The sequence below is a fragment of the Undibacterium umbellatum genome, from assembly GCF_014284125.1.
Taxonomy (GTDB): Bacteria; Pseudomonadota; Gammaproteobacteria; order Burkholderiales; family Burkholderiaceae_D; genus Undibacterium; species Undibacterium umbellatum.
Genome location: NZ_JACOFX010000004.1, coordinates 115,124 through 134,460 on the forward strand (window position 1 = coordinate 115,124; position 19,337 = coordinate 134,460).

21 protein-coding genes are annotated in these 19,337 nt (G+C 51.8%); 15 read left to right on the forward strand and 6 right to left on the reverse strand.

The annotated features are described in order from the left end of the window. Window positions 1–206: 206 nt before the first annotated feature. Entirely contained in the window at window positions 207–680 is a 474-nt protein-coding gene (locus H8L47_RS10500) for a hypothetical protein (RefSeq protein WP_186953550.1), read from the reverse strand. An 898-nt stretch (window positions 681–1,578) separates the two neighbouring features. Between H8L47_RS10500 and H8L47_RS10505 the strand changes: the two genes are divergently transcribed. Beyond that, the gene (locus tag H8L47_RS10505) at window positions 1,579–3,870 is read left to right on the forward strand and encodes a pre-peptidase C-terminal domain-containing protein (RefSeq protein WP_186953551.1); all 2,292 of its coding nucleotides are present in this window, start codon (window positions 1,579–1,581) and stop codon (window positions 3,868–3,870) included. Between the two features lie 159 nt (window positions 3,871–4,029). After that, complete coding sequence (locus H8L47_RS10510) at window positions 4,030–4,749, forward strand: hypothetical protein (protein WP_186953552.1); 720 nt, start codon at window positions 4,030–4,032, stop codon at window positions 4,747–4,749. A gap of 78 nt (window positions 4,750–4,827) precedes the next feature. Here H8L47_RS10510 and H8L47_RS10515 read toward each other — a convergent pair whose 3' ends face one another. From H8L47_RS10515 to H8L47_RS10535, 5 genes are all read right to left on the reverse strand, one after another. Further along, window positions 4,828–5,676, reverse strand: a complete 849-nt coding sequence (locus H8L47_RS10515; RefSeq protein ID WP_186953553.1) for a hypothetical protein — start codon at window positions 5,674–5,676, stop codon at window positions 4,828–4,830. A 410-nt stretch (window positions 5,677–6,086) separates the two neighbouring features. Then, window positions 6,087–6,323, reverse strand: coding sequence for a hypothetical protein (locus H8L47_RS10520; protein WP_186953554.1), 237 nt, complete (start codon window positions 6,321–6,323; stop codon window positions 6,087–6,089). A 285-nt stretch (window positions 6,324–6,608) separates the two neighbouring features. Next, window positions 6,609–6,914 carry a hypothetical protein gene (locus H8L47_RS10525; protein WP_186953555.1) on the reverse strand — a complete coding sequence of 102 codons (306 nt, stop codon included), beginning with the start codon at window positions 6,912–6,914 and terminating at the stop codon, window positions 6,609–6,611. Between the two features lie 72 nt (window positions 6,915–6,986). Beyond that, the gene (locus tag H8L47_RS10530) at window positions 6,987–7,595 is read right to left on the reverse strand and encodes a hypothetical protein (RefSeq protein ID WP_186953556.1); all 609 of its coding nucleotides are present in this window, start codon (window positions 7,593–7,595) and stop codon (window positions 6,987–6,989) included. Window positions 7,596–7,878: 283 nt separating this feature from the next. Next, window positions 7,879–8,325, reverse strand: a complete 447-nt coding sequence (locus H8L47_RS10535; RefSeq protein ID WP_186953557.1) for a GNAT family N-acetyltransferase — start codon at window positions 8,323–8,325, stop codon at window positions 7,879–7,881. 275 nt (window positions 8,326–8,600) lie between these two features. Here H8L47_RS10535 and H8L47_RS10540 point away from each other — a divergent pair, with 275 nt between their 5' ends. The 13 genes from H8L47_RS10540 to H8L47_RS10600 all read left to right on the forward strand — a co-directional run bounded on the left by H8L47_RS10540 (window position 8,601) and on the right by H8L47_RS10600 (window position 19,251). Next, the gene (locus tag H8L47_RS10540) at window positions 8,601–9,080 is read left to right on the forward strand and encodes a hypothetical protein (protein WP_222616487.1); all 480 of its coding nucleotides are present in this window, start codon (window positions 8,601–8,603) and stop codon (window positions 9,078–9,080) included. A 191-nt stretch (window positions 9,081–9,271) separates the two neighbouring features. Beyond that, window positions 9,272–9,928, forward strand: coding sequence for a paraquat-inducible protein A (locus H8L47_RS10545; RefSeq protein WP_186953559.1), 657 nt, complete (start codon window positions 9,272–9,274; stop codon window positions 9,926–9,928). Further along, window positions 9,921–10,583, forward strand: a complete 663-nt coding sequence (locus tag H8L47_RS10550; RefSeq protein WP_186953560.1) for a paraquat-inducible protein A — start codon at window positions 9,921–9,923, stop codon at window positions 10,581–10,583. Before H8L47_RS10545 ends, H8L47_RS10550 begins: the two co-directional genes overlap by 8 nt. After that, complete coding sequence (locus tag H8L47_RS10555; protein ID WP_186953561.1) at window positions 10,576–12,285, forward strand: PqiB family protein; 1,710 nt, start codon at window positions 10,576–10,578, stop codon at window positions 12,283–12,285. The genes H8L47_RS10550 and H8L47_RS10555 overlap by 8 nt, the downstream gene beginning before the upstream one ends. Beyond that, on the forward strand, window positions 12,282–12,890 hold the full coding sequence (locus tag H8L47_RS10560; protein WP_186953562.1) for a PqiC family protein: 609 nt from the start codon (window positions 12,282–12,284) through the stop codon (window positions 12,888–12,890). Before H8L47_RS10555 ends, H8L47_RS10560 begins: the two co-directional genes overlap by 4 nt. Window positions 12,891–13,171: 281 nt before the next feature. Continuing rightward, complete coding sequence (locus H8L47_RS10565) at window positions 13,172–13,648, forward strand: hypothetical protein (RefSeq protein WP_186953563.1); 477 nt, start codon at window positions 13,172–13,174, stop codon at window positions 13,646–13,648. Window positions 13,649–13,935: 287 nt separating this feature from the next. Then, window positions 13,936–14,163 carry a hypothetical protein gene (locus H8L47_RS10570; protein ID WP_186953564.1) on the forward strand — a complete coding sequence of 76 codons (228 nt, stop codon included), beginning with the start codon at window positions 13,936–13,938 and terminating at the stop codon, window positions 14,161–14,163. Between the two features lie 273 nt (window positions 14,164–14,436). After that, window positions 14,437–14,988, forward strand: coding sequence for an NUDIX hydrolase (locus H8L47_RS10575; protein ID WP_186953565.1), 552 nt, complete (start codon window positions 14,437–14,439; stop codon window positions 14,986–14,988). Between the two features lie 483 nt (window positions 14,989–15,471). After that, window positions 15,472–15,717, forward strand: coding sequence for a hypothetical protein (locus H8L47_RS10580; RefSeq protein WP_186953566.1), 246 nt, complete (start codon window positions 15,472–15,474; stop codon window positions 15,715–15,717). Window positions 15,718–15,809: 92 nt separating this feature from the next. After that, window positions 15,810–16,340: an REP-associated tyrosine transposase gene (locus H8L47_RS10585; protein WP_186953567.1), complete on the forward strand. Its 531-nt coding sequence runs from the start codon at window positions 15,810–15,812 to the stop codon at window positions 16,338–16,340. A gap of 165 nt (window positions 16,341–16,505) precedes the next feature. Further along, window positions 16,506–17,117 (forward strand): TetR/AcrR family transcriptional regulator, encoded by a 612-nt coding sequence (locus tag H8L47_RS10590; RefSeq protein WP_186953568.1) that lies wholly within the window; start codon window positions 16,506–16,508, stop codon window positions 17,115–17,117. Window positions 17,118–17,127: 10 nt separating this feature from the next. Beyond that, entirely contained in the window at window positions 17,128–18,171 is a 1,044-nt protein-coding gene (locus H8L47_RS10595) for a DUF418 domain-containing protein (protein WP_186953569.1), read from the forward strand. Between the two features lie 24 nt (window positions 18,172–18,195). Then, a complete protein-coding gene (locus H8L47_RS10600) occupies window positions 18,196–19,251 on the forward strand; it encodes a serine hydrolase domain-containing protein (protein ID WP_186953570.1) in 1,056 nt (351 codons plus the stop codon). Window positions 19,252–19,337 lie beyond the last annotated feature (86 nt).

A 19,337-nucleotide genomic window follows, 5' to 3' on the forward strand; every position in this document is an offset into this window, starting at 1 on the left:
CCTGGAAATTTCTGGATACAAATTCAATACGGAAATTTGCAATGTCTTTCCGCTCTTTGAATCTTGAAACATCCATTTTGAACGAGGAACTGCATTACTGTTAAGGAGAAATCTACATCACTACCTGCGTGTCAAATCGATCGTATCGAAGTGATTCATGCGTACGATTACGCTGCGCTAATCGTACCTACGCGAGCTAGCCGATATCACTTTTCAGCATGCGACATTTGAATCAACTCGACATCAACTTCATTGAGCAGACCTTCTAGTTTCCTCGGTACAGGGCTATCTACAAAAACCTCTGCAATTTGAAATGGATCTAGCATGGGGGTCATGTTATTCAGGCTGGCAAACTTGCCAACGACATATCTTGCGAAATATCGAGAATTTTCTATGTCGTTGACGTACCAACATCCACTGTATTTTTGCACGAAATACTCGCCGATAAATTGGCCAACTCTTAACATAAGCCATGTCCTGTCGTCATGGTCTGCAATCGCCATGTTTTGTAATGCGCTATCCAGATAACTTGCAAACATTTCGGCATTTTTTAAAACTTCATGTGCCGGCTGAATTCCCATTACACCAACAAACTCTACAAGTGTTGGAATAAGTCCTTCATAAAATTCATTCAAGCCGTCTTTTCGTTTTTCTAATAATTCACTGTCTTCTGGTTTCATTGGTAGTTCGTTCCAAAATATAGGTTTCGATAGAGAATGGTATCTAGTGATGTTCGCATCTACGCATTATCGCACCCCAAGTCCCGAAGAGCGCTCGTAGATATGATTACCATCGCGCAATCATGCGCATGCAAGCGCCCGCAAACCCTTTGCCTATTCCCGAGATCAAACCACTGCCCACATCAAATTGCGGCAAACAATTTAGGGTATTAATTCTAAACACCACATTTTCACCCCAACGTGATTCACCCTTAACGCCATCTGTAAAAAACCTGTATCACAACAAGCTTTTTTTGTGCTGAAACTGCTTAAAAAATGCACAAATCGGCACAGAGAATTGTCCTTGTTTTGTATTTTCAGGCACATATTGTTGCAATTTCACAACCGATTTATCAGCCTCCATTCATGCATTTTCAGTAATGAAACTATCTACTTTCCTCTGTGAAAATAAGTTTTCAAAAATATCAAGGGTGTTGGCAGAAATTATTTGTATATACATAAACACTTATTGCTTTTGACATATTGTTAAAGAATGTTAATAATCATTTTCGTTGAAAAACGGCAAACTGGTATTAGTTTTCATTTTTGCCGTCTCAAAATTTAGCAGTACAAATATCCTTGCATGGCGTGTGTCTATTGCAAGTGGTCTTACTATTGCCTGAAAGAATTGCAGTGTGAGCAATCTGATCAATTGCTTGCATGGCAATGCGGAATGAAGGGTGGGCCTCGCGCAGCTTGCCTGGAAATCCTTGGATGTAGGGTGAAGACGGTGCGGATACACCGTTTTTGTCTGTGCATCCATCCCTGCTTTGGGAAGAGCAGGGATGAGCATCTCACTGTACCGGCCGCCAACACGAACCGGACACTACTTCGCATCAAAAAAACAAGGAGAGAAGTAATGCGTATCAGTTGTCATTTAAAAATAGTAACTGGTGTTTCCATGGCTTTGGCCATGATGTTTAACACCGCCCAGGCTGCCGAAGCATGGGCACCGACTGCCACCAAGGCGACGGTGGTACCACCCGCACTGACTGCCAAGTCTGCCCCTGCCGCGCTGATGCAGGCCGGTGCGCCGACGCGGGTGGTGGTTGCACTCAAGCTGCGTAACAAGGCTGAGCTTGATACCCTGACCACGGGTATCCTCAACGGTAAAAACACCAGGTCGATTTCCAGTGCCGAGTTCATGTCGCGTTATGCACCAACGACAGCGCAAGTGCAGGCCGTGGTCAATCATTTGAAGAGCAGTGGTTTCGTCAACATCTCGGTGTCGGATAACCGCATGCTGGTGACGGCAGACGGTGCGGCAGCCACGGTGAAAACGGCTTTCAATGCAGATCTGAAAACCTACTCGGTGCAGGGTCGTTCTGTGCATGTCAACACGACAGATGCACAGGTGCCGCAGTCACTGGCAGACACGGTGCTGGCAGTGCATGGCTTGCAAAACCTGCATACCTACCGCACCAACCTGGTCAGGCCACATGCCAATACCCTGGCTGTCGGTGGGCATAATCCTACCGAGTTTTCTGCCATCTACAATGCCAGCAGCTTGCCCAGTGCGGTGAATGCCACCATAGGCATCATCACGCAAGGGAGCATGACGCAAACCATCAAGGACTTGAACACCTTCACCAACAAGGCTGGTTACCCAACGGTGAATGTGGAAACAGTGACGATAGGTGCGCCCAGCTCTGATACCTCCGGTGTCGGTGAATGGAATATGGACACGCAAGATGCGCTGGCAACGGCGGGCGGCACCATCAAAAAAATGGTGTTGTACACGGCCACCACGCTGAACCTGACGGACATCACGGCGGCCTATAACCGTGCTGTCAGCGACAACGTGGCCAAGGTCATCAATGTCTCTTTGGGCATGTGTGAAAACGATGCGTTCAATGCGGGTATCACCGCCAGCAATGACCAGATTTTCCAGACTGCGGTAGCACAGGGCCAGACTTTTGCAGTCTCGTCCGGTGATTCCGGTGCTTATGAATGCGGTGGCCCTGGTACATCGCAAAGTTATCCGTCGGCTTCACCTTATGTGATTTCGGTGGGCGGTACTTTGCTCAACACTTCAGGCACGACCAGGATTTCTGAAACGGTGTGGGCTTGTACCACGGCCGCCAGTTGCCAGGCCGATGCAAACGGTGGCGCAGGCGGTGGGCCATCCCTGACGGAATCAGCACCCAGCTGGCAAATCAGTTCCGGCGTTTTGGGTTCTTCTACCAAGCGAGGCACGCCAGATATTTCATTCAATGCAGACCCTGCCAGTGGTGCACTGGTGATTGTCAATGGTGGTATCCAGCAAATTGGTGGCACCAGCCTGGCAGCACCTATCTTCACCGGCTTTTGGGCGCGTGTGCAGTCGATGAACAATAACAGCCTGCCCTTCCCTGCTGCGGCGATTTATCAAAAAGCCGCCAGCACACCGGGCATGTTCTACGACATCACTTCTGGCAGCAATGGCGGATACAGCGCCACGGCAGGCTGGGATTATGCCAGCGGCTATGGCAGCCTGAACATGGCTAACTTTGCCGCGGCCATGGGCTCGACGCCACCACCACCCAATGTCCTGGTCAAGGATGTGCCAACCACTGGCATCAACCTGGCAACCGGTGCCAACCGGGTGTACACCTTTGCCGTGCCAGCCGGTGCCAGCAACCTGACGTTCAAGACCACGGGCGGCTCAGGCGATGCTGATCTGTATGTACAAGTGGGGGCAGCACCAAGCACCACGACCTACCTGCAAAAATCAGATGGCTCGACCAGCACAGAAACCATCACCATCGCCGCACCAACAGCAGGCACTTACTACGTCTTGCTGAATGGTTACACCGCGTCGAATGGCATCAGCCTGGTAGCCAGCTATCAGGCAGGCATACCCGGCAATGTGTTGAACAATGGCGTACCGGTGACAGGTATCAACCTGGCTTCTGGTGCTTCATCGGTCTACACTTTTGTGGTGCCTGCGGGCCGCCCATCAGTGACATTCAAAACCAGCGGCGGCTCTGGCGATGCTGATTTGTATGTCAAACTGGGTTCTGCACCGACCACAACGTCTTACCTGCAAAAATCCAATGGTGCCAGCAACAATGAAAGCATCACCATCAATACACCTGCCGCCGGGACTTATTATGTCCTGGTCAAAGCGTATAGCACCATCAGCGGTGTGACTTTGCTGGCGACGAATTGAACGATGCCCTGAGCAAGTAGTAATGCAGTATGCAAGATGAAGTAAGGCCCCGGGATTTTTCCGGGGCCTTATTTTTTCGCTTGCCGGATTGAGTTTTTCTCCTCACATCAATGATGTTTATAATGAGGCTCTTATGCAGCTTGAAGAACCGGAACATGAATGTGGAATTATTCACTGGATGAAAAAACCGAGCGCGGCGGTGGCTATGGCCAGTCAGAAGTGGAATTGCGCTATGCACTGAGAGTCAAACACAATTTGGTGATGTTGAAAGTGGCGACCTATGAAGAGTCACTCTGGAGTGTACTGGTATCCATGCTATTTTGGTCGCCGTTAATATGGTTCCTGTTTTTTCTACCAGTTTGTTTCTTACTGCTCTGGGTCGCCAGCAGTTTTATCGACCTTCCACAGTATATGCATGGTGTCTATGCGCTGCCACTCGCCTATGCCAGCGGCTTGTATTTATCGCTGCGTAAGCAATCCCCCCTGCGCGACTACAGGACCAGAAAGCAATATGTAGGGACGAAAACGCTACTGCTGGACTTCAAACAACAATTGCTGATCGCTGAAGAAGTGTTTCGTTTTGCACCAGAAAAAAATTGCGTGCAGACCGTCGCCTTCAACAAAATCCATGTCAGTATCGAATGGAATAAAGGCGTGGAAGACTCTGACTATCCAGGTTTTTATACGGACTACGTCGGCATTTATTTGCGACTGAAATCTGGCGGCCTCAAGGGCATGGCATGGGCAAACAGAAAGCTGGGAGAACCAGTCTTTCGCCGGGAATACGATAGCGGCAGTACCGACCAGGCAGTAAAAACCCAGGCAGAACTGGATGAGATGATCGCTCTATTAAAGACGCAAAATCTGCATCAAAAATAACAACTGGAGTCAATCAATCATATGCTTGCCAGCCAGCACCGCTGTCTTGCGGGAAAAGGAGCGACCGACTCCCGACATTTAAAGTAACGGTTTATCCTGCGGACAATACTTGTACGGCGAGAGTACCTTCACCGCATTGTCTGCCACGAGACGTAACTGGTGTTGCACTTGTGGACTGATATCTGAAGGAGCAATGTCAGGTAGTGACGAAGGCAATTTTCCTGACAGCGTCGCGTACAAGACGAAAGCCGTCAGTTGCGCGCCAGCTGGTGCCGAATGGTTGCCATCGTCAGCATACAAAGACAAGTCAGGGCGGTCTTGCAAAGCAAGATCCCACGCCTGACCAATCGGCGCGATACAAGCGGGAGCCTGTTCAGCGATCTTGACATGCTGAGCAAAGATACGATCAGTCTCCGCGATGCCCCTCCGCGGCCATTCTGGAAAAAGCACTGGCAAGGCATTGGATTTACGCGCCAAACCAACCAAAGTGATTGCTTCAGCAATGGAATAAGAATTGACGCCCGAGCTACTGTATTTCTGTGCCTGCAGAATAACAGCATTCCATTTCTGATTATTGAGTAAAGCTAGCGTGGGCTCATACTTCGAGTGTTCGTCAAGAAACAAACTCGCCGGAGCTGCAACGACCGAAATGGTCTTTCCTGGATGCGCAACGCGCATTATCGCCTCTAACCGCGCTGACACATTGTTGAAAAGGGTATGGCTATTCCCGATCATCAAAACCTTGATTTCAGCGTTGCCCGTGCCAGCGCCCGTGTCAACGCCCGCAGTGTTCACCGAATTACCAGACGTTGCCTGCGATCTGTCTGAACCGCCGCCACAAGCCATCAGCAACAAACCCATCAATAAAGAAAATAACAGTCGATGCAGGCTATTGCGCCGTTGGTCGTAAAAATTCCCACATATCATTTGTCATTCTCCTTGATGTCGGCGCTTGGATGTAGGCCCAGGAAAGCAGCTTATGTCGTACCAACTTCTTGAAAAGAAATCGAATCGAAAAATCGTTTCTCAAGATACGCAGTTGCAGAAAACCCACGTGATCGTTGTGGCTGCACACGTGCCTTCGTTCTACGGCCAGCAATAGCCTAATCGCATCGAACGATAGGGGTGACACGGCCTATTTTCGCAAAGTCATTCTGATTGCTGGCGCTTGCGTTTAGCTCAGATTATACAACACATTTTTTCGCGCTTATTTGGCAATTTCAAGGGTTTTTACAGAGGGCGAAAGGGATGCAGCGAGCAAATCCAGGACGATACTGAATGGGTCAAGATCCATCGTGGTGAAAGATTAATTGTCTACCATGCCTCTATCGGTTAGGCTAGGTATTGACTGCGCTCCTCAACCAAAAACATTCCCCCACGTCTGGTAATTCACGCACGACAAAGCCGCGTCTTTCCAGTACACGGCGTAATTTCAGGTTGGGCTTGGCACAATGTACGGCGTGCACACGCCATTCCAGAAACTGCAAACCTTCACGTTGCGCATAGCGGTTGGCCAATGATGCCAGGGCGGGTAAAGCGCCTTCGCCGCCACCATCAACGTGCGCCAGTTCCATAATGAGGGTGTCACCAGAAACGCAAAGCGGCCCAGCATGTTGGCTGACCCGGCCTTGAAGACCAGCGCTTCGTCGCTGAGTATGATGGACTGCATCAGTTCAGCAGGAAGGTTCAGGATTTCGTCGGTGGTGTAGCCTTCCAGCAGTATGTTTGACATGGGTTTGACGTATGATCAATATTGGTTATCGATCATAACAAAATTCAGTCAGTCGAGGGGACGTAACAGAGTGAGGGACTGATCTGACATTCATACATTTTCAAACCGGCGGGAGATTGCGCGATCGCTAATAGCTCCCAGGGGTTACTTGGGTAGTTATCTTAAAATTTTGCCCGAGTTCCTTCTGCAATCTTCCAGCCAGGCGCTCGCCAGCCGTTATGAAATTGCGCTCGTGATCTGCATTTTTAAAGCCTGAATTTAGCGGATCTTCAGTATTTAATGTTTCCGTATATTCGTCTCCCCACAATGAAAGTAGATTTTTCAGTTCATCTGAAATGGGGAGGCTGTCGTGGTCAATGTTCCCAATCTCCCCCGGTGAAGCCTCCCATAAGGGGAAACAGTTGTAGTCAGCCATTAATTTGATCATTCTCATTTTTTACCTACGGCGATGGTACAGGTCTGACATCCATACATTTCCAACCCGGCAGGCGATCATGCCGTGGTGCTAATCTTCAGTAGGAGTCAGATAACTGAGCTTCTCTGTGTCCCACCCATTAGTTTCTTTTCTTCGCCAAGTCAGTTGCCCTAACAACCCACCCTCGCTGTCATACAAGCGAATATTGGCTGCGCTAAGCACTCCAGGACCGGGCCCGCAATATGGGCCAATATGCAGCGTCTCGCCTTCTATGAAACCAAAATCGCACTCAGCATGTTTGATCAAGGGCTGCGCAACGTCAAGATATTGAAAGTTCGTACCGCCACAACAGAGTACCCGTGGTGCATGGCGGCGTGCCATTCTCCAGCGGAGATAATGACCGACTTCGCTTACGACTTGTTCAGAATCCATAAATGCTGAATGCAGAGGATAGTCTATCTCTTTCCCGGCACGTGCAGCGCCATAGGCGTTTTCAAAGTCGCGCAATGGAAGTATGTCTTCGGCAGCGCATAAGCATGCACAATCCTTGCACCAGGCAGGCCGCAGCGGGATTTCAAGTAACTGGCTATCTTCCACTTGTTGTCCCATGGCTACCGAACCCAAGTAGTAATAAGCCTCGCGAAACGGCGCTCGAAAAGTTGTCTGGCAACTGGAACAGCGAAATTCATTAGGAAACATATATGCTACTCACAAGTATTCGGTGGTACGGGCCAGGTCTGACATTCACACATTTTCAACTCTGCGGGGCAATGACGCGATTGCTAATCACCCCGAAAGATAACACTTTGCAGCAGATTCCTCGAACTACCTCTGTGCTTACTCGGTGTCTCTGTGTCTCTGTGGTGAGTGGTTTGCATGACCGTTGCAGAGCGTCACATCACGCCAAGCCTGCGATTGACGCTATGCCAATCGCACTTGCGGGTATAGCGAATGGCTTTTGCATCGGGCACAATAGAGCGCACTACTCACGCCGCAGCACATAGCCTGTTGCCGCAAACGTTTCATTGCCCACCAGCTTGCCCTCAGAACGGGAGTGGACTTTGAAACCTTCGCTCAGGTACAAAGCCAGTGCGGCTTCGTTGCCTTCCAGGACTTCTGTATCAAGCTTGCCATCAAGCGCGGCGATGGCGTGGCGCAGCAATTGCCTGCCTATGCCTTGCTTGAACATGGCCGGGTCTACATACAGCCAGGTCAATTCGTCTTCTGACCAGCCTGCAAAGCCTTGTACTTGGCCATGCACTTCAGCCACCACCAATGCGCCATCGAACAAGCCTTCATTTTCGCCGGTTTGCTCCAGCGTTAAAAACGCATCCATCAAGCCCGCTGCCTGCAATTCAAAGACACGCGCGGCATCATGGATGACGCACAGGCGCTCCCAGTCGCTGGGTAAATAGGGTCGTATGTTCATTTGTTTTTTTATTGTTGGAAATGGGCCGATCAATGTAAAGGATAAACCAGCGATTGACAACTTGCACTGGCATGATTGCTGCGTTTCCACCTGCAATATGAATGCCGATGTGTGGAAAAAATCACTCGCCATAGATAAGGCAGCAATCAGCAATTTATTTCCATTCGCAGCAGCGTTGAATTTGTGGTTTGTTTCGGTTTTCGTGGGGAGTAGAATAGACGTGTTAGTGTGGCGTGCAGCTCGTCAAACATCGTTGGCAGAGAACATCCCCCTCTTTGCAAGCCCTTTCCCTTTTGGAGTTAACTGCAATAATGCTCATCTTTGGCACTAAATTCTTTGGACACGTTGAAACGATTGATGACCGCATTCATATTGCAACGCGTTTCCATCACTTGCTTTTTATTCCGCTCATTTATCAGGGCAGCTTTATTGTGCTGGATGAGAGCCAGGCGCTGCGCATTGCCATCAACTTGAAGTCGATTGCCTTTGCCTACCTCAGATTGTCGCTGGTTGCAGTCATTATTTATGCGACGCTCGTTTTGATGGTGATGCTTTCCTCCTCTCCCATCGAGCTTGATGCATGGATTGCTGCGGCAGGGAGCGCCGCTGTCATCATCCTGTCATTCGTGGCTGTGTATTACAGTTTTCAATTTGGAAAAGCAAGCGAACAAAAGAAAACCCAGCTACTGGAAATGCTTGCGCAAAACAGGGCAGATATCATGCCTATCGTTAATGCGCAAATGCGTCTCTTTTGAAGCGTGGGTGGGGCGTCTGCTTTGCAGGATACGTTGTACCTCACCCTGCCCTTGATAGCAATCACGCCCTCTGCGGAGCATGTTTTTTGCGTCAGACACAATTAAGCAGCCTCTGCCCCTGATGTTCTTTGATTAATGAAAGAAATTGATTACACTTACAAGCTGGCAATTCTCGCTGGTTTTTCAAGAAAGTGATCGCGCCCATTACCTCTGCCCACAAATTGATCGTCTGCCATGAGTGTGACCTGATCTGCATGGACTTGCCGCTGGCGACGGGTGAAGCCGCGAGCTGCCCGCGTTGCGGGGCGACGCTGTACAGGAATGGCAGCGCCAGTGTCGACCTGGCGCTGGCGCTGGCTCTTACCTCGGTGATTTTGTTATTGCTCTTGAATAGCTTCCCGCTGCTGTCGCTCAAGGTGCAGCAAGTCACCCGCGACACCACCTTGTTGCGTGCGGCCCTGACAATGTGGGACGATGGCATGCATCTCTTGTCGCTGCTGGTGATCGCGACCACCATGCTGGCACCGGCCATGCAGATATCGGTCGCCATTTACTTGCTGTGCGTGATCAGGTTTGGTGACGCCAGCCGGGCGCTGGGCGCACCTTTGCGCGCTTTGCAAACCCTGCGGCCTTGGAATATGGTGGAGATTTTCATGCTGGGCTTGCTGGTGTCGCTGGTCAAGCTGCAACATATGGCTGACATTGTCATCGGCCCTGCCTTGTGGTCATGCGCGTCGCTGATCTTTTTTTCGGCGGCACTGACATCGGTACTGACACCGCGCAATGTCTGGCTATGGGCGCGTGCGGCAGACAACAAGACTGCACCTACCGGGGTGACGCATGGTTGATCACCCGCCAGAACACCGCTACATCCCCGTTGCTGGCCTGGCCGGCCAGACTGGTGCTGCTGCCGGCCTGATCAGTTGCGATATTTGCGAAACCTTGTGCTGCACCCATGACGACGCTGCCACCCATTGCCCCAGTTGCGGTGCCTCCCTGCATTTGCGCCACAAAGACAGCCTGACCAAATCACTTGCCTATCTGGTGGCGGCGACGATCTTGTATATACCCGCCAATCTCTTGCCGGTCATGCAAACCAATACCATTTTTGGGACGCAGGATGACACCATCATGAGCGGGGTGCTGGTGCTCTTGCATACAGGCTCGTGGCCGCTGGCGCTACTGGTCTTCTTTGCCAGTATCGTCGTGCCCTTGCTCAAACTGTTTTCCATCAGCCTGCTGCTGTACACCTGCTGGAAAAAATCCACCTGGAACGCGTTGCAGCGCACCCAGTTATTCCGCATGGTAGAAGCCGTGGGCCGCTGGTCGATGCTGGACGTGTATGTGGTGACGGTGCTGGTGGCGTTGGTGCAGTTCAAGTCCCTGGCAGCGATACACCCTGGGGGTGGCGCGCTGGCTTTTGGTGCTGTCGTGGTGCTGACGATGTTGTCGGCACAAAGCTTTGATTCACGTTTAATCTGGGTAGCAAAGTCGCATGAGTGATCCAACTTCTGAACATCCTGGCACGCCTGCAGCAGACCAGTCCGCACCGACTGGTGAAACTGTTGTTACTGTTGATGCAGTCGACGCTGTCGTGCCCGCCGTCAAGGTCCGGCCAAGGCGACGCCTGCCCTCCTTTGTCTGGGCGGTGCCTGTCATTGCGGCCCTCATCGGTGTCTGGCTGGTGGTACAAGGCATTACCAGCCAGGGGCCGGTCATCACCATCAACTTTAAATCAGCCGAAGGGCTGGAGGCAGGCAAGACCAAACTGCGCTATAAGGATGTCGATGTTGGCCATGTCAAAGCCATTGCCCTGTCACCAGACCGACAGCGTGTGCTGATCACGGCGCAACTCATCAAAAGTGCCTCTGACATTCTGGCCACGGATACCCGTTTCTTCATTGTCAAGCCACGCATCTCTGGCGGCTCTGTCTCTGGTCTCTCCACCCTCTTGTCCGGCAACTACATCAGTGTTGATGTCGGCAAGGCAGAAGAAACCACCAATGATTTTACCGGCCTGGAAGAACCACCCCTGGTCAACCGCGATTCGCCAGGGCGCGAATTTGTCTTGCACGGTGCACAGACTGGCTCGGTCAATTATGGCTCACCCATTTTCTTTCGCCACATCAATGCTGGCCACGTCACCAAGTTCCAGCTAGACCGCGATGGCAAGGGCGTTACCATCCGCGTCTTCATTGACGCACCGTATGACCAGTACGTCACTGCCGATACCCGCTTCTGGCATGCCAGCGGCGTTGACATGCAGCTTGATGCCAATGGCTTGCGCGTCACCACAGAATCGCTCACGTCCCTGATTGAAGGCGGCCTCGCCTTCCAGGAACATGATGATGCCCTGCCCGGTGGCAAACCCGCCTTCGAGGGCAGCGTCTTCCCCCTGTTTGAAGATCGTGAACATGCCATGCGTGCACCAGACACCAAGGTGCGCAACTTTCTCATGTACTTCCCTGAAACCCTGCGCGGCCTCTCCAAAGGTGCGCCGATTGATTTGCGCGGCATCGTCATCGGCGAAGTCAAATCCCTGGGCGTAGAATTCACCGAGAATGGCCGCCTGCCGCGCTTCCCGGTCGAAGTCAGCCTCTACCCTGATCGCCTCAAAGCCCGCGTCCGATCAGGCGCCCGCCTGCCCGATGACGATACCGAAGCCAAGGAAAGATCGCTGCTTGACCACCTCATCGCCCGTGGCCTGCGCGGCCAACTGCGCAGCGGCAACCTGCTGACAGGCCAGCTCTATATCGCCCTTGATTTTTTCCCCGATGCCGCACCCGCAAAAATGGACTGGCGCAGCGACTACCCCGTGCTGCCTACCGTCGGCGGCGGCCTGGGTGAAATCCAGGACACCGTGGGCCGCATCGCCAAGAAGATAGACAAGCTGCCTTTCGACAAAATATCAGGCGAACTGGTACAAGCCCTGGGCAAGCTCAACACCACCCTGGCCAGCACAGAAAAACTGGTGCGCCGCCTGGATGCCGAAGTCGCGCCCGAGCTGACCTCCACCCTCAAAGAGGCACGCAGCACCTTGAACAGCGCCAATGCCCTGCTGGCAGAAGACGCCCCGCTGCAGCAAGACATGCGCGAATCACTCAAGCAAGTCGCCAAATCTGCCCGCGCCGTCGCCAACCTGGCCGACACGCTCGAACGCCACCCCGACGCCCTCGTCTTTGGCAAACAAAAGGTAAAACCATGATGCGCAGCCTGCCTCTCCTGACGATATCCCTGGCTAGCCTGCTGCTGGCCGCCTGCGCCACACCGCCCGTTGAACACCTGTACCGCCTCGACTACCCCGTGGCAAGCGCCAGCCATGCCGAGGCGCAATATGAAGTCGTCATCGCCACTGTCAAACTGCCAGAGGCCGTCAACCGCCAGCAACTGGTCATCCAAAAATCTGCCACCGAATCCCTCATCTCTGACGAACAACGCTGGCTGGCCCCGCTGGATGAACAACTCACCCACGCCCTCACCGCCCACCTGCGCAAAAACCTGCCCGACGCCTGGCTCTCCACAGACACCGGCATCAACGCCAGCATCGCCGCCACCCCAGGCAAGACCCTGCCCCGCTACCTCGTCAAAGTACAAATCGACCAGCTACTCATCCACAGCGGCAGCCAACTCACCCTCGAAGCCAGCTGGGTCGTACTCGACCACAGCCGCAAACTGCTCAAGCGCGAACACCAGGTATTTACCGTGCGCCTGAATGGCACCGCATACGAAGCCATAGCCCCGGCCATGTCAGAGGCAGCACGGCAGTTGGCGGAGCAAGTCGGGGGGAGTGTATTGGGTGCGCGCAAGTGAGTAGATACCTTGCCTCTGTAGGTATGATTAGCGCAGCGTAATCGTACGCATGCGATGCCGGACAAGTCACAACATCGCCTATAAAATCTCTGCCTTCAAGCGCCGGAAGAACGAAGCTCTTAATATGAATTTTCTCGAGAAAACCAGTTTTAAAAATAACAAACCATGCTTCACATGCGTACGATTACGCTGCGCTAATCGTACCTACGCGCTAACTCATCGCTCAGCATTGCCTCACGCTAAAAATAACTCTATCTTCATACTGAAAACACCTGCAAGATATGCCACCCAATTTTGACAAAGATGCTGCACTTGAATTGCAGCAACTGGATATTATCCATCACAATGATGGTGCGTATAAAAAATTCAAACCATTTTATCTGGGAGGGATATTTCTTCTTTTGAGTCTGGCTACCGGTGCTTCTTTCCATTCGATGTCACTGCGGATATCTGTTCACCAGCTCATTATCAGCATAGTGGCCGCCTTGGTGATGCTCGTTATTTTAATCGGCATGTATGCAAAGACCTTATGGAGAATCAGACACAAGACTATGCGGAAAGAGGATATCCTCCATCTTAGAAAATGGAATGCATATGAAGCTGAACACCAGGATAAGATTGCTTACATTACCATCGCAATATTGGCAGTGCTTTGCATATTCTTTAGCGTCGGATTCTTTTTTGTTTTGATGGCGCAGTTATTCCTTCTGCTGGGATTATTCTTTGTTCTTTTTGCGACTATCACCAAATTTTTTTAATTGAGTTGATTTTCTTTTTGGTGCATTTGCTTGTAACTAGCTCGTAGATACTGCGATTAGCGCAGCGTAATCGTACGCATGCAATGCCTGAAGCAACGAAAGACCTCAAGCAAATCCCATGAGAACCATCCGTCCTGCTATGCACGAGTGTAATGTATACTTGATTCAATATCTTAAAGAAGTCGTGATTCTCTATCAGCCATGCGTACGATTACGCTGCGCTAATCGTACCTACGCGAGATTGAAGGCGTAAGATATCTTGCAGATGATAAGCGGCCAGGATCGCCATGAAAAAAGTAAGAACCTCTTTTTGGAAACAATCTGCATCTTTTTACATAGGTGCAGGCCTTGTCGCAGAAATACCTTTGACGCTGTTTTTGAATCTCGATATCACCCGTCAATTTCTCGACAGGTTTGTCGATTGGCCACCACCAGTCTGGTTGGTGATGATGCTCGTGCTCCTTGCTTACGTTTTTACATGCTGGCTCGGTTATAAGCTGGGTCTCGGAGAGTGAATTTTTTTTGGGCGACCTGTCCACAATAGCCCGTAGGTACGATTAGCGCAGCGTAATCGTACGCATGAGATGCCGGAAATAACGAAAGGCATCCAGCATCTCCTCTGATACCCGTCTGTCCTTCTCCTCATGAGGGTGATGTATACTTGATTCAAAATCTGACGTCAGCCAATTTTATCAATCAACGTCGAGAATTGCGGCTTACCATGCGTACGATTACGCTGCGCTAATCGTACCTACGCGAGCTACAAGAGCTAAACACTAAAGACTACTATGCGCAACCAAATCCGGGATGAAGTTATTTCTATCGCTCCTCACGATGCCATGGAAGGTGATGATATTTCTCGCTGCCTTGCATGGATAGACTCCGGTGTTGATTTGTGTCGCATAGCAAAGCCAGCCACGCCACCGATGCATCTTGTGTCCTATTTTGTTGTTGTAGATGATGGGCATGTCCTACTGGTCGATCATCGGAATGCACAGTTGTGGCTTCCGCCAGGTGGCCATGTTGAACAAGGCGAACACCCGCGTGTTGCAGTTGTGCGTGAATTGGAAGAGGAACTCGGCTTTGTGGCATCACATCCAATAGAGGCACCTCTATTCCTGACCATAACGACGACTGTTGGGCTGACGGCGGGACATACGGATGTTTCGCTATGGTACGTAGTGCGCGCTAGCCGTTACCAAAACTTCCAATATGACGAAAGCGAGTTCAGGGATGCACGTTGGTTTCCGTTCGACGAAGTCCCGCTTGAGCGCACGGACCCGCATATGAAACGCTTCCTTACCAAGCTGGCCCGCGTAGATACGATTAGCGCAGCGTAATCGTACGCATGCGATGCCGGAACATCAAGCATATCCCATGAGAACCATCCGTTCTTCTCTGCACGAGTGTAATGTATACTTGATTCAATATCGTAGAGCAGTCATTTTATCGAGCAGCCATGCGTACGATTACGCTGCGCTAATCGTACCTACGCGAGCTACAAACATACCATTAAAAAATCCCCAGGATACTCTCCCATGTTTTTACGCTTTACAAAAAGCTCGCGTAGGTACGATTACCCGTAGGTACGATTAGCGCAGCGTAATCGTACGCATGCGATGCCGGAAACTCAAGTAAATCCCATGATAACCGTCTGTCCTTCTCTGCACGGGTGTGATGTATACTCGATTCAATATCGTAAAGTAGTCGTGATTTTCAATCAGCCATGCGTACGATTACGCTGCGCCAATCGTATCTACGCGAGCTGCTGCCAACTGGCGCGCAAATGATGACTTCATTGGATTCAGAGGAGTGAAACAGTAATGACTGCACTTATTTTTGAAACAGTAGGCGATGTAAACAGCACATATGCATATCTATGTGTTTATCAGGAGAGTGATAAAATTAATCCATTTATGGAAATCAGCCTCACTGAGGATAGGGAAATATTGTTTACCATTTACTCGTTTCCAAAAAACGTCGCTTTGACAACTGCGCAATGGGAAGAGATATCTGATAAAGCAAAAATATTTCTCCCTAAAGCATTAGCAAATGAAGACGCATCCTGATTTTTATAGTTCTTCAACCCGCGTAGGTACGATTAGCGCAGCGTAATCGTACGCATGACTAACCGTAAAACATCTGATCTTCCCCAAATAACATGCCCAATTACCGCCGCGCATTCATCCCGGGAGCAACATGGTTTTTCACCGTGAACCTGCTGCAACGGCAAGGCAACGATCTGCTGGTGCGCGAGATTGAACTCTTGCGCGAGATCATCAAGAATGTGCGGCGTAAATATCCCTTTCATATCGATGCCTGGGTAGTCTTGCCAGAGCATATGCATTGCGTCTTCACCCTGCCTGAAGGTGACAGCGATTTTAGCCTGCGCTGGCGGCTCATTAAGAGCGGTTTCTCACGCGCACTGCCCAAAACAGAATCACTCTCCGCTGCACGCCATGCTGCAGGTGAACGCGGCATCTGGCAACGCCACTATTGGGAACATCTGATACGCGATGAGCTGGACTATCAAAGGCATGTCGATTACGTGCATGTCAATCCGCTCAAACATGGCTTGGTCAGGCGCGTTTGTGACTGGCCCTATTCCACTTTTCATCGCTATGTTAGCGAAGGCGTGTATCCTGTTGACTGGTGTGGTGATGTGGCGGCGGAGATTTGTGGTGGTGATTGATAGGCGTGTGCATTTCAATCTGCGCCAGGAATCGCAGCTGGCCATGCGTACGATTACGCTGCGCTAATCGTACCTACGCGGGCTATAATAAAGGACAGGTAATTACAGCCACCCAGGCAAATTTATTGAATGAACGATCGTTCAGATTGTGATATGCTTGGTCTCATGAAAAATCCACACCCCTCCCAGACCCGCGAAGAAACTACCAGCCTTCGCCGTGAAGCCATCTTCCAGGCTGCACTTTGCTGTTTTGTAGAGAAAGGCTTTCATCAGGCCAGCATGCGCGACATAGCCGCTCTGGCGGGCGTGAGTGTGGGCAATGTGTACAACCACTTTCCGTCAAAAGAAGTCTTGATTGCTGAAATTGCAGCCCTGGAGATGCGGGAACTGGCTCCTTTGCTGCTTGCGCTGGAGCGCGCTTCGCCGCTGAGTGGCCTCTTGAAGTTTGCCAGGGACTACACCGCTTTGTGTTCAGAACCTGGCAGCGTCATGCTCAGCAGCGAGGTGATTGCAGAGTCTGCCCGCAATCCGGTGCTTGCGGGGCTTTTTGCAGACAACCACCGCAATCTGGTCGCTGCCTTGCGCCGCACCTTGCAAGCGGGCATGCAAGCCGGGGAGATAGACCCCGCACTGCCCGCAGATACGACAGCGGCGCTGGTGCTGGATGCTATCGAGGGGCATGCTCTTCGCGCGGTACTGTTTGCCAGCAAGAAGGCGCAACGTAAAAGGACGGAAGACGAGCTGGCCCTGCTGTTAAACAAGCTGTTGCAGCCATGAGACCATCACCATGAAAACGCAAACGTCACCTCGCCTTGAAGGCCTGGACCTGGCGCGCTGCCTGGCGCTGGTGGGGATGGTGCTGGTCAATTTTCGTTTGGCCATGGGGGTTGAGCATGGCAAACCCACCTGGTTAGCGCACGCATTTGAAGCTTTGCAAGGCCGCAGTGCAGCCCTCTTTGTGGTGCTGGCTGGCATGGGCTTTGCCATGGGTCTGCGCCGCCTTGCGCGTTCTGAGGCGATTGCACTCACCTTGCGCCGGAGTATTTTCCTGGTGACGCTGGGAATGCTCAATTTTCTGGTGTTTCCAGCGGATATCATTCATTACTACGGGGTGTATTTTCTGGTGGGTGTTGTGCTGTTGCCCCTGGGTAGTCGCGCCCTGCTGGGGTGTATGGCGGGTATTGTTGTGGCTTTCCCCTTGCTCAGCTTTTTCCTTGATTACAACCAGGGCTGGAACTGGACGACGCTGGAATACGCTGGTTTCTGGACACTGCCTGGTTTCCTGCGACACCTGCTCTTTAATGGCTTTCACCCGGCGCTGCCATGGGTGGCATTTCTGCTGTGGGGTATGTTTCTGGCGCGCACCGCATTGCACAACACACGCACCCAGGTTGCCATGGTGGTGGGTGGCGCGGCTTGCGCTTTTCTCGCCCATTGGCTATCCGCAGAGGCTATCGCTTTGTGGCCGGCGTATGCAGATCTGTTTGGTGTCAGCCCCATGCCGCCGATGCCATTGTACATGCTGGCCGGTGCCGGGGTTGCTACCAGCATCATCGGTCTCTGTCTTGTTATCGTAGCGCGTTGGGGTCAGTTTGCTGGCTTGCGACTCTTGCTTCCGGCTGGGCGCATGACGCTCACGCTCTATATTGCGCACATTTTCATCGGCATGGGAGTTTTAGAAGCCATGGGCTGGCTTACAGGACAAGGCCTGGTGCAGGTTGCAGTGGCCGCCACCACGTACTGCCTGCTTGCCTTAACATTCGCATGTGTGTGGACGAAATTCTTCGAGCATGGGCCGCTGGAATGGCTGATGCGCCGACTCACACGATAAACCTTCTTGCGAACCCAATTGAATATGCAGACCGCAACCAATCCCGACCACAACGCGCTCAGCACTGAGCTGGATGCTTACCTGCGCAGTGTTTATCCCAGCCATTTGCCAGGGGCGGCGGTGCTGGTTGCCAAGCATGACAAAGTCATCCTGCAGGCCGCTTACGGCATGGCGCACATGGATGAGGCTCGCCCCCTGTCTACCGATAGTGTCTTTCGCATGGGTTCGCTGACCAAGCAGTTCACGGCCGCAGCCATCATGCTGCTCGCGCAGCGCGGGCAACTCCATGTGCAAGACGCGCTGCATACTCACCTCCCCGACTTTCCAGCGCTGGGCCGGGGAATTCGCCTGGAGCACTTGTTGAACCACACCGCTGGCCTGGCTTGTTACACAGACCGCCCCGACTTTGAGCTGGTGGAGCCACTCGACCTGTCGCCAGTGCAAGTAGTGGCCTTGTTTCAAGATACGCCACTGCTGTTTGTGCCTGGAAGCCAGTTTTCGTATAGCAACTCCGGCTACTTTTTGCTCGGCCTGGTGATTGAGAAAGTCTCAGGCATGTCGCTGGCACAGTTCTTTAGCAGCCAGATGTTTCTGCCGCTCGGAATGCGATCCACTGGCATGGAAGGATACGCAGGCCTCTGCCCCCTGCAAGGCTACACGGAAGAGCCTGACCTGCAGCTTGCACCTGTCATCAGCATGTCGATTCCCTTCGCCGCAGGCGCGCTGGTCTCAAGCATTGGAGATATGTACCTCTGGGAGCAACACATGGCACGCTCGACTCTGCTCTCGAAAGAAAGCTGGCAACAGATGTGTGCCCCGACACGCCTGCTCAGCGGCGAGCTGTGCGGTTATGGCTACGGCCTGGAGAATCGCCAGGTTCATGGCATCTCCGTAGTAGATCATGACGGAGGCATCAGCGGCTACAGTAGCTATAGCGCACGCACCCTCGATAGCGGCTTGTTTGTGCTTGTGCTGAGCAACAACGATTCAGGGCAACCGTCTACGATCGAAGTGGGGGAATGGCTGGTGCAAAAGGTGACAGAACGTGGTGGAGCCTGTGTCGATACAAGCGCAGCGTAGTCGTACGCATGGACAACGGTAATTTTCTAAGCCGCTGAAAAATCACGACTGCTCTATGAGCTTGTATCAAGTATTCATCACACTCG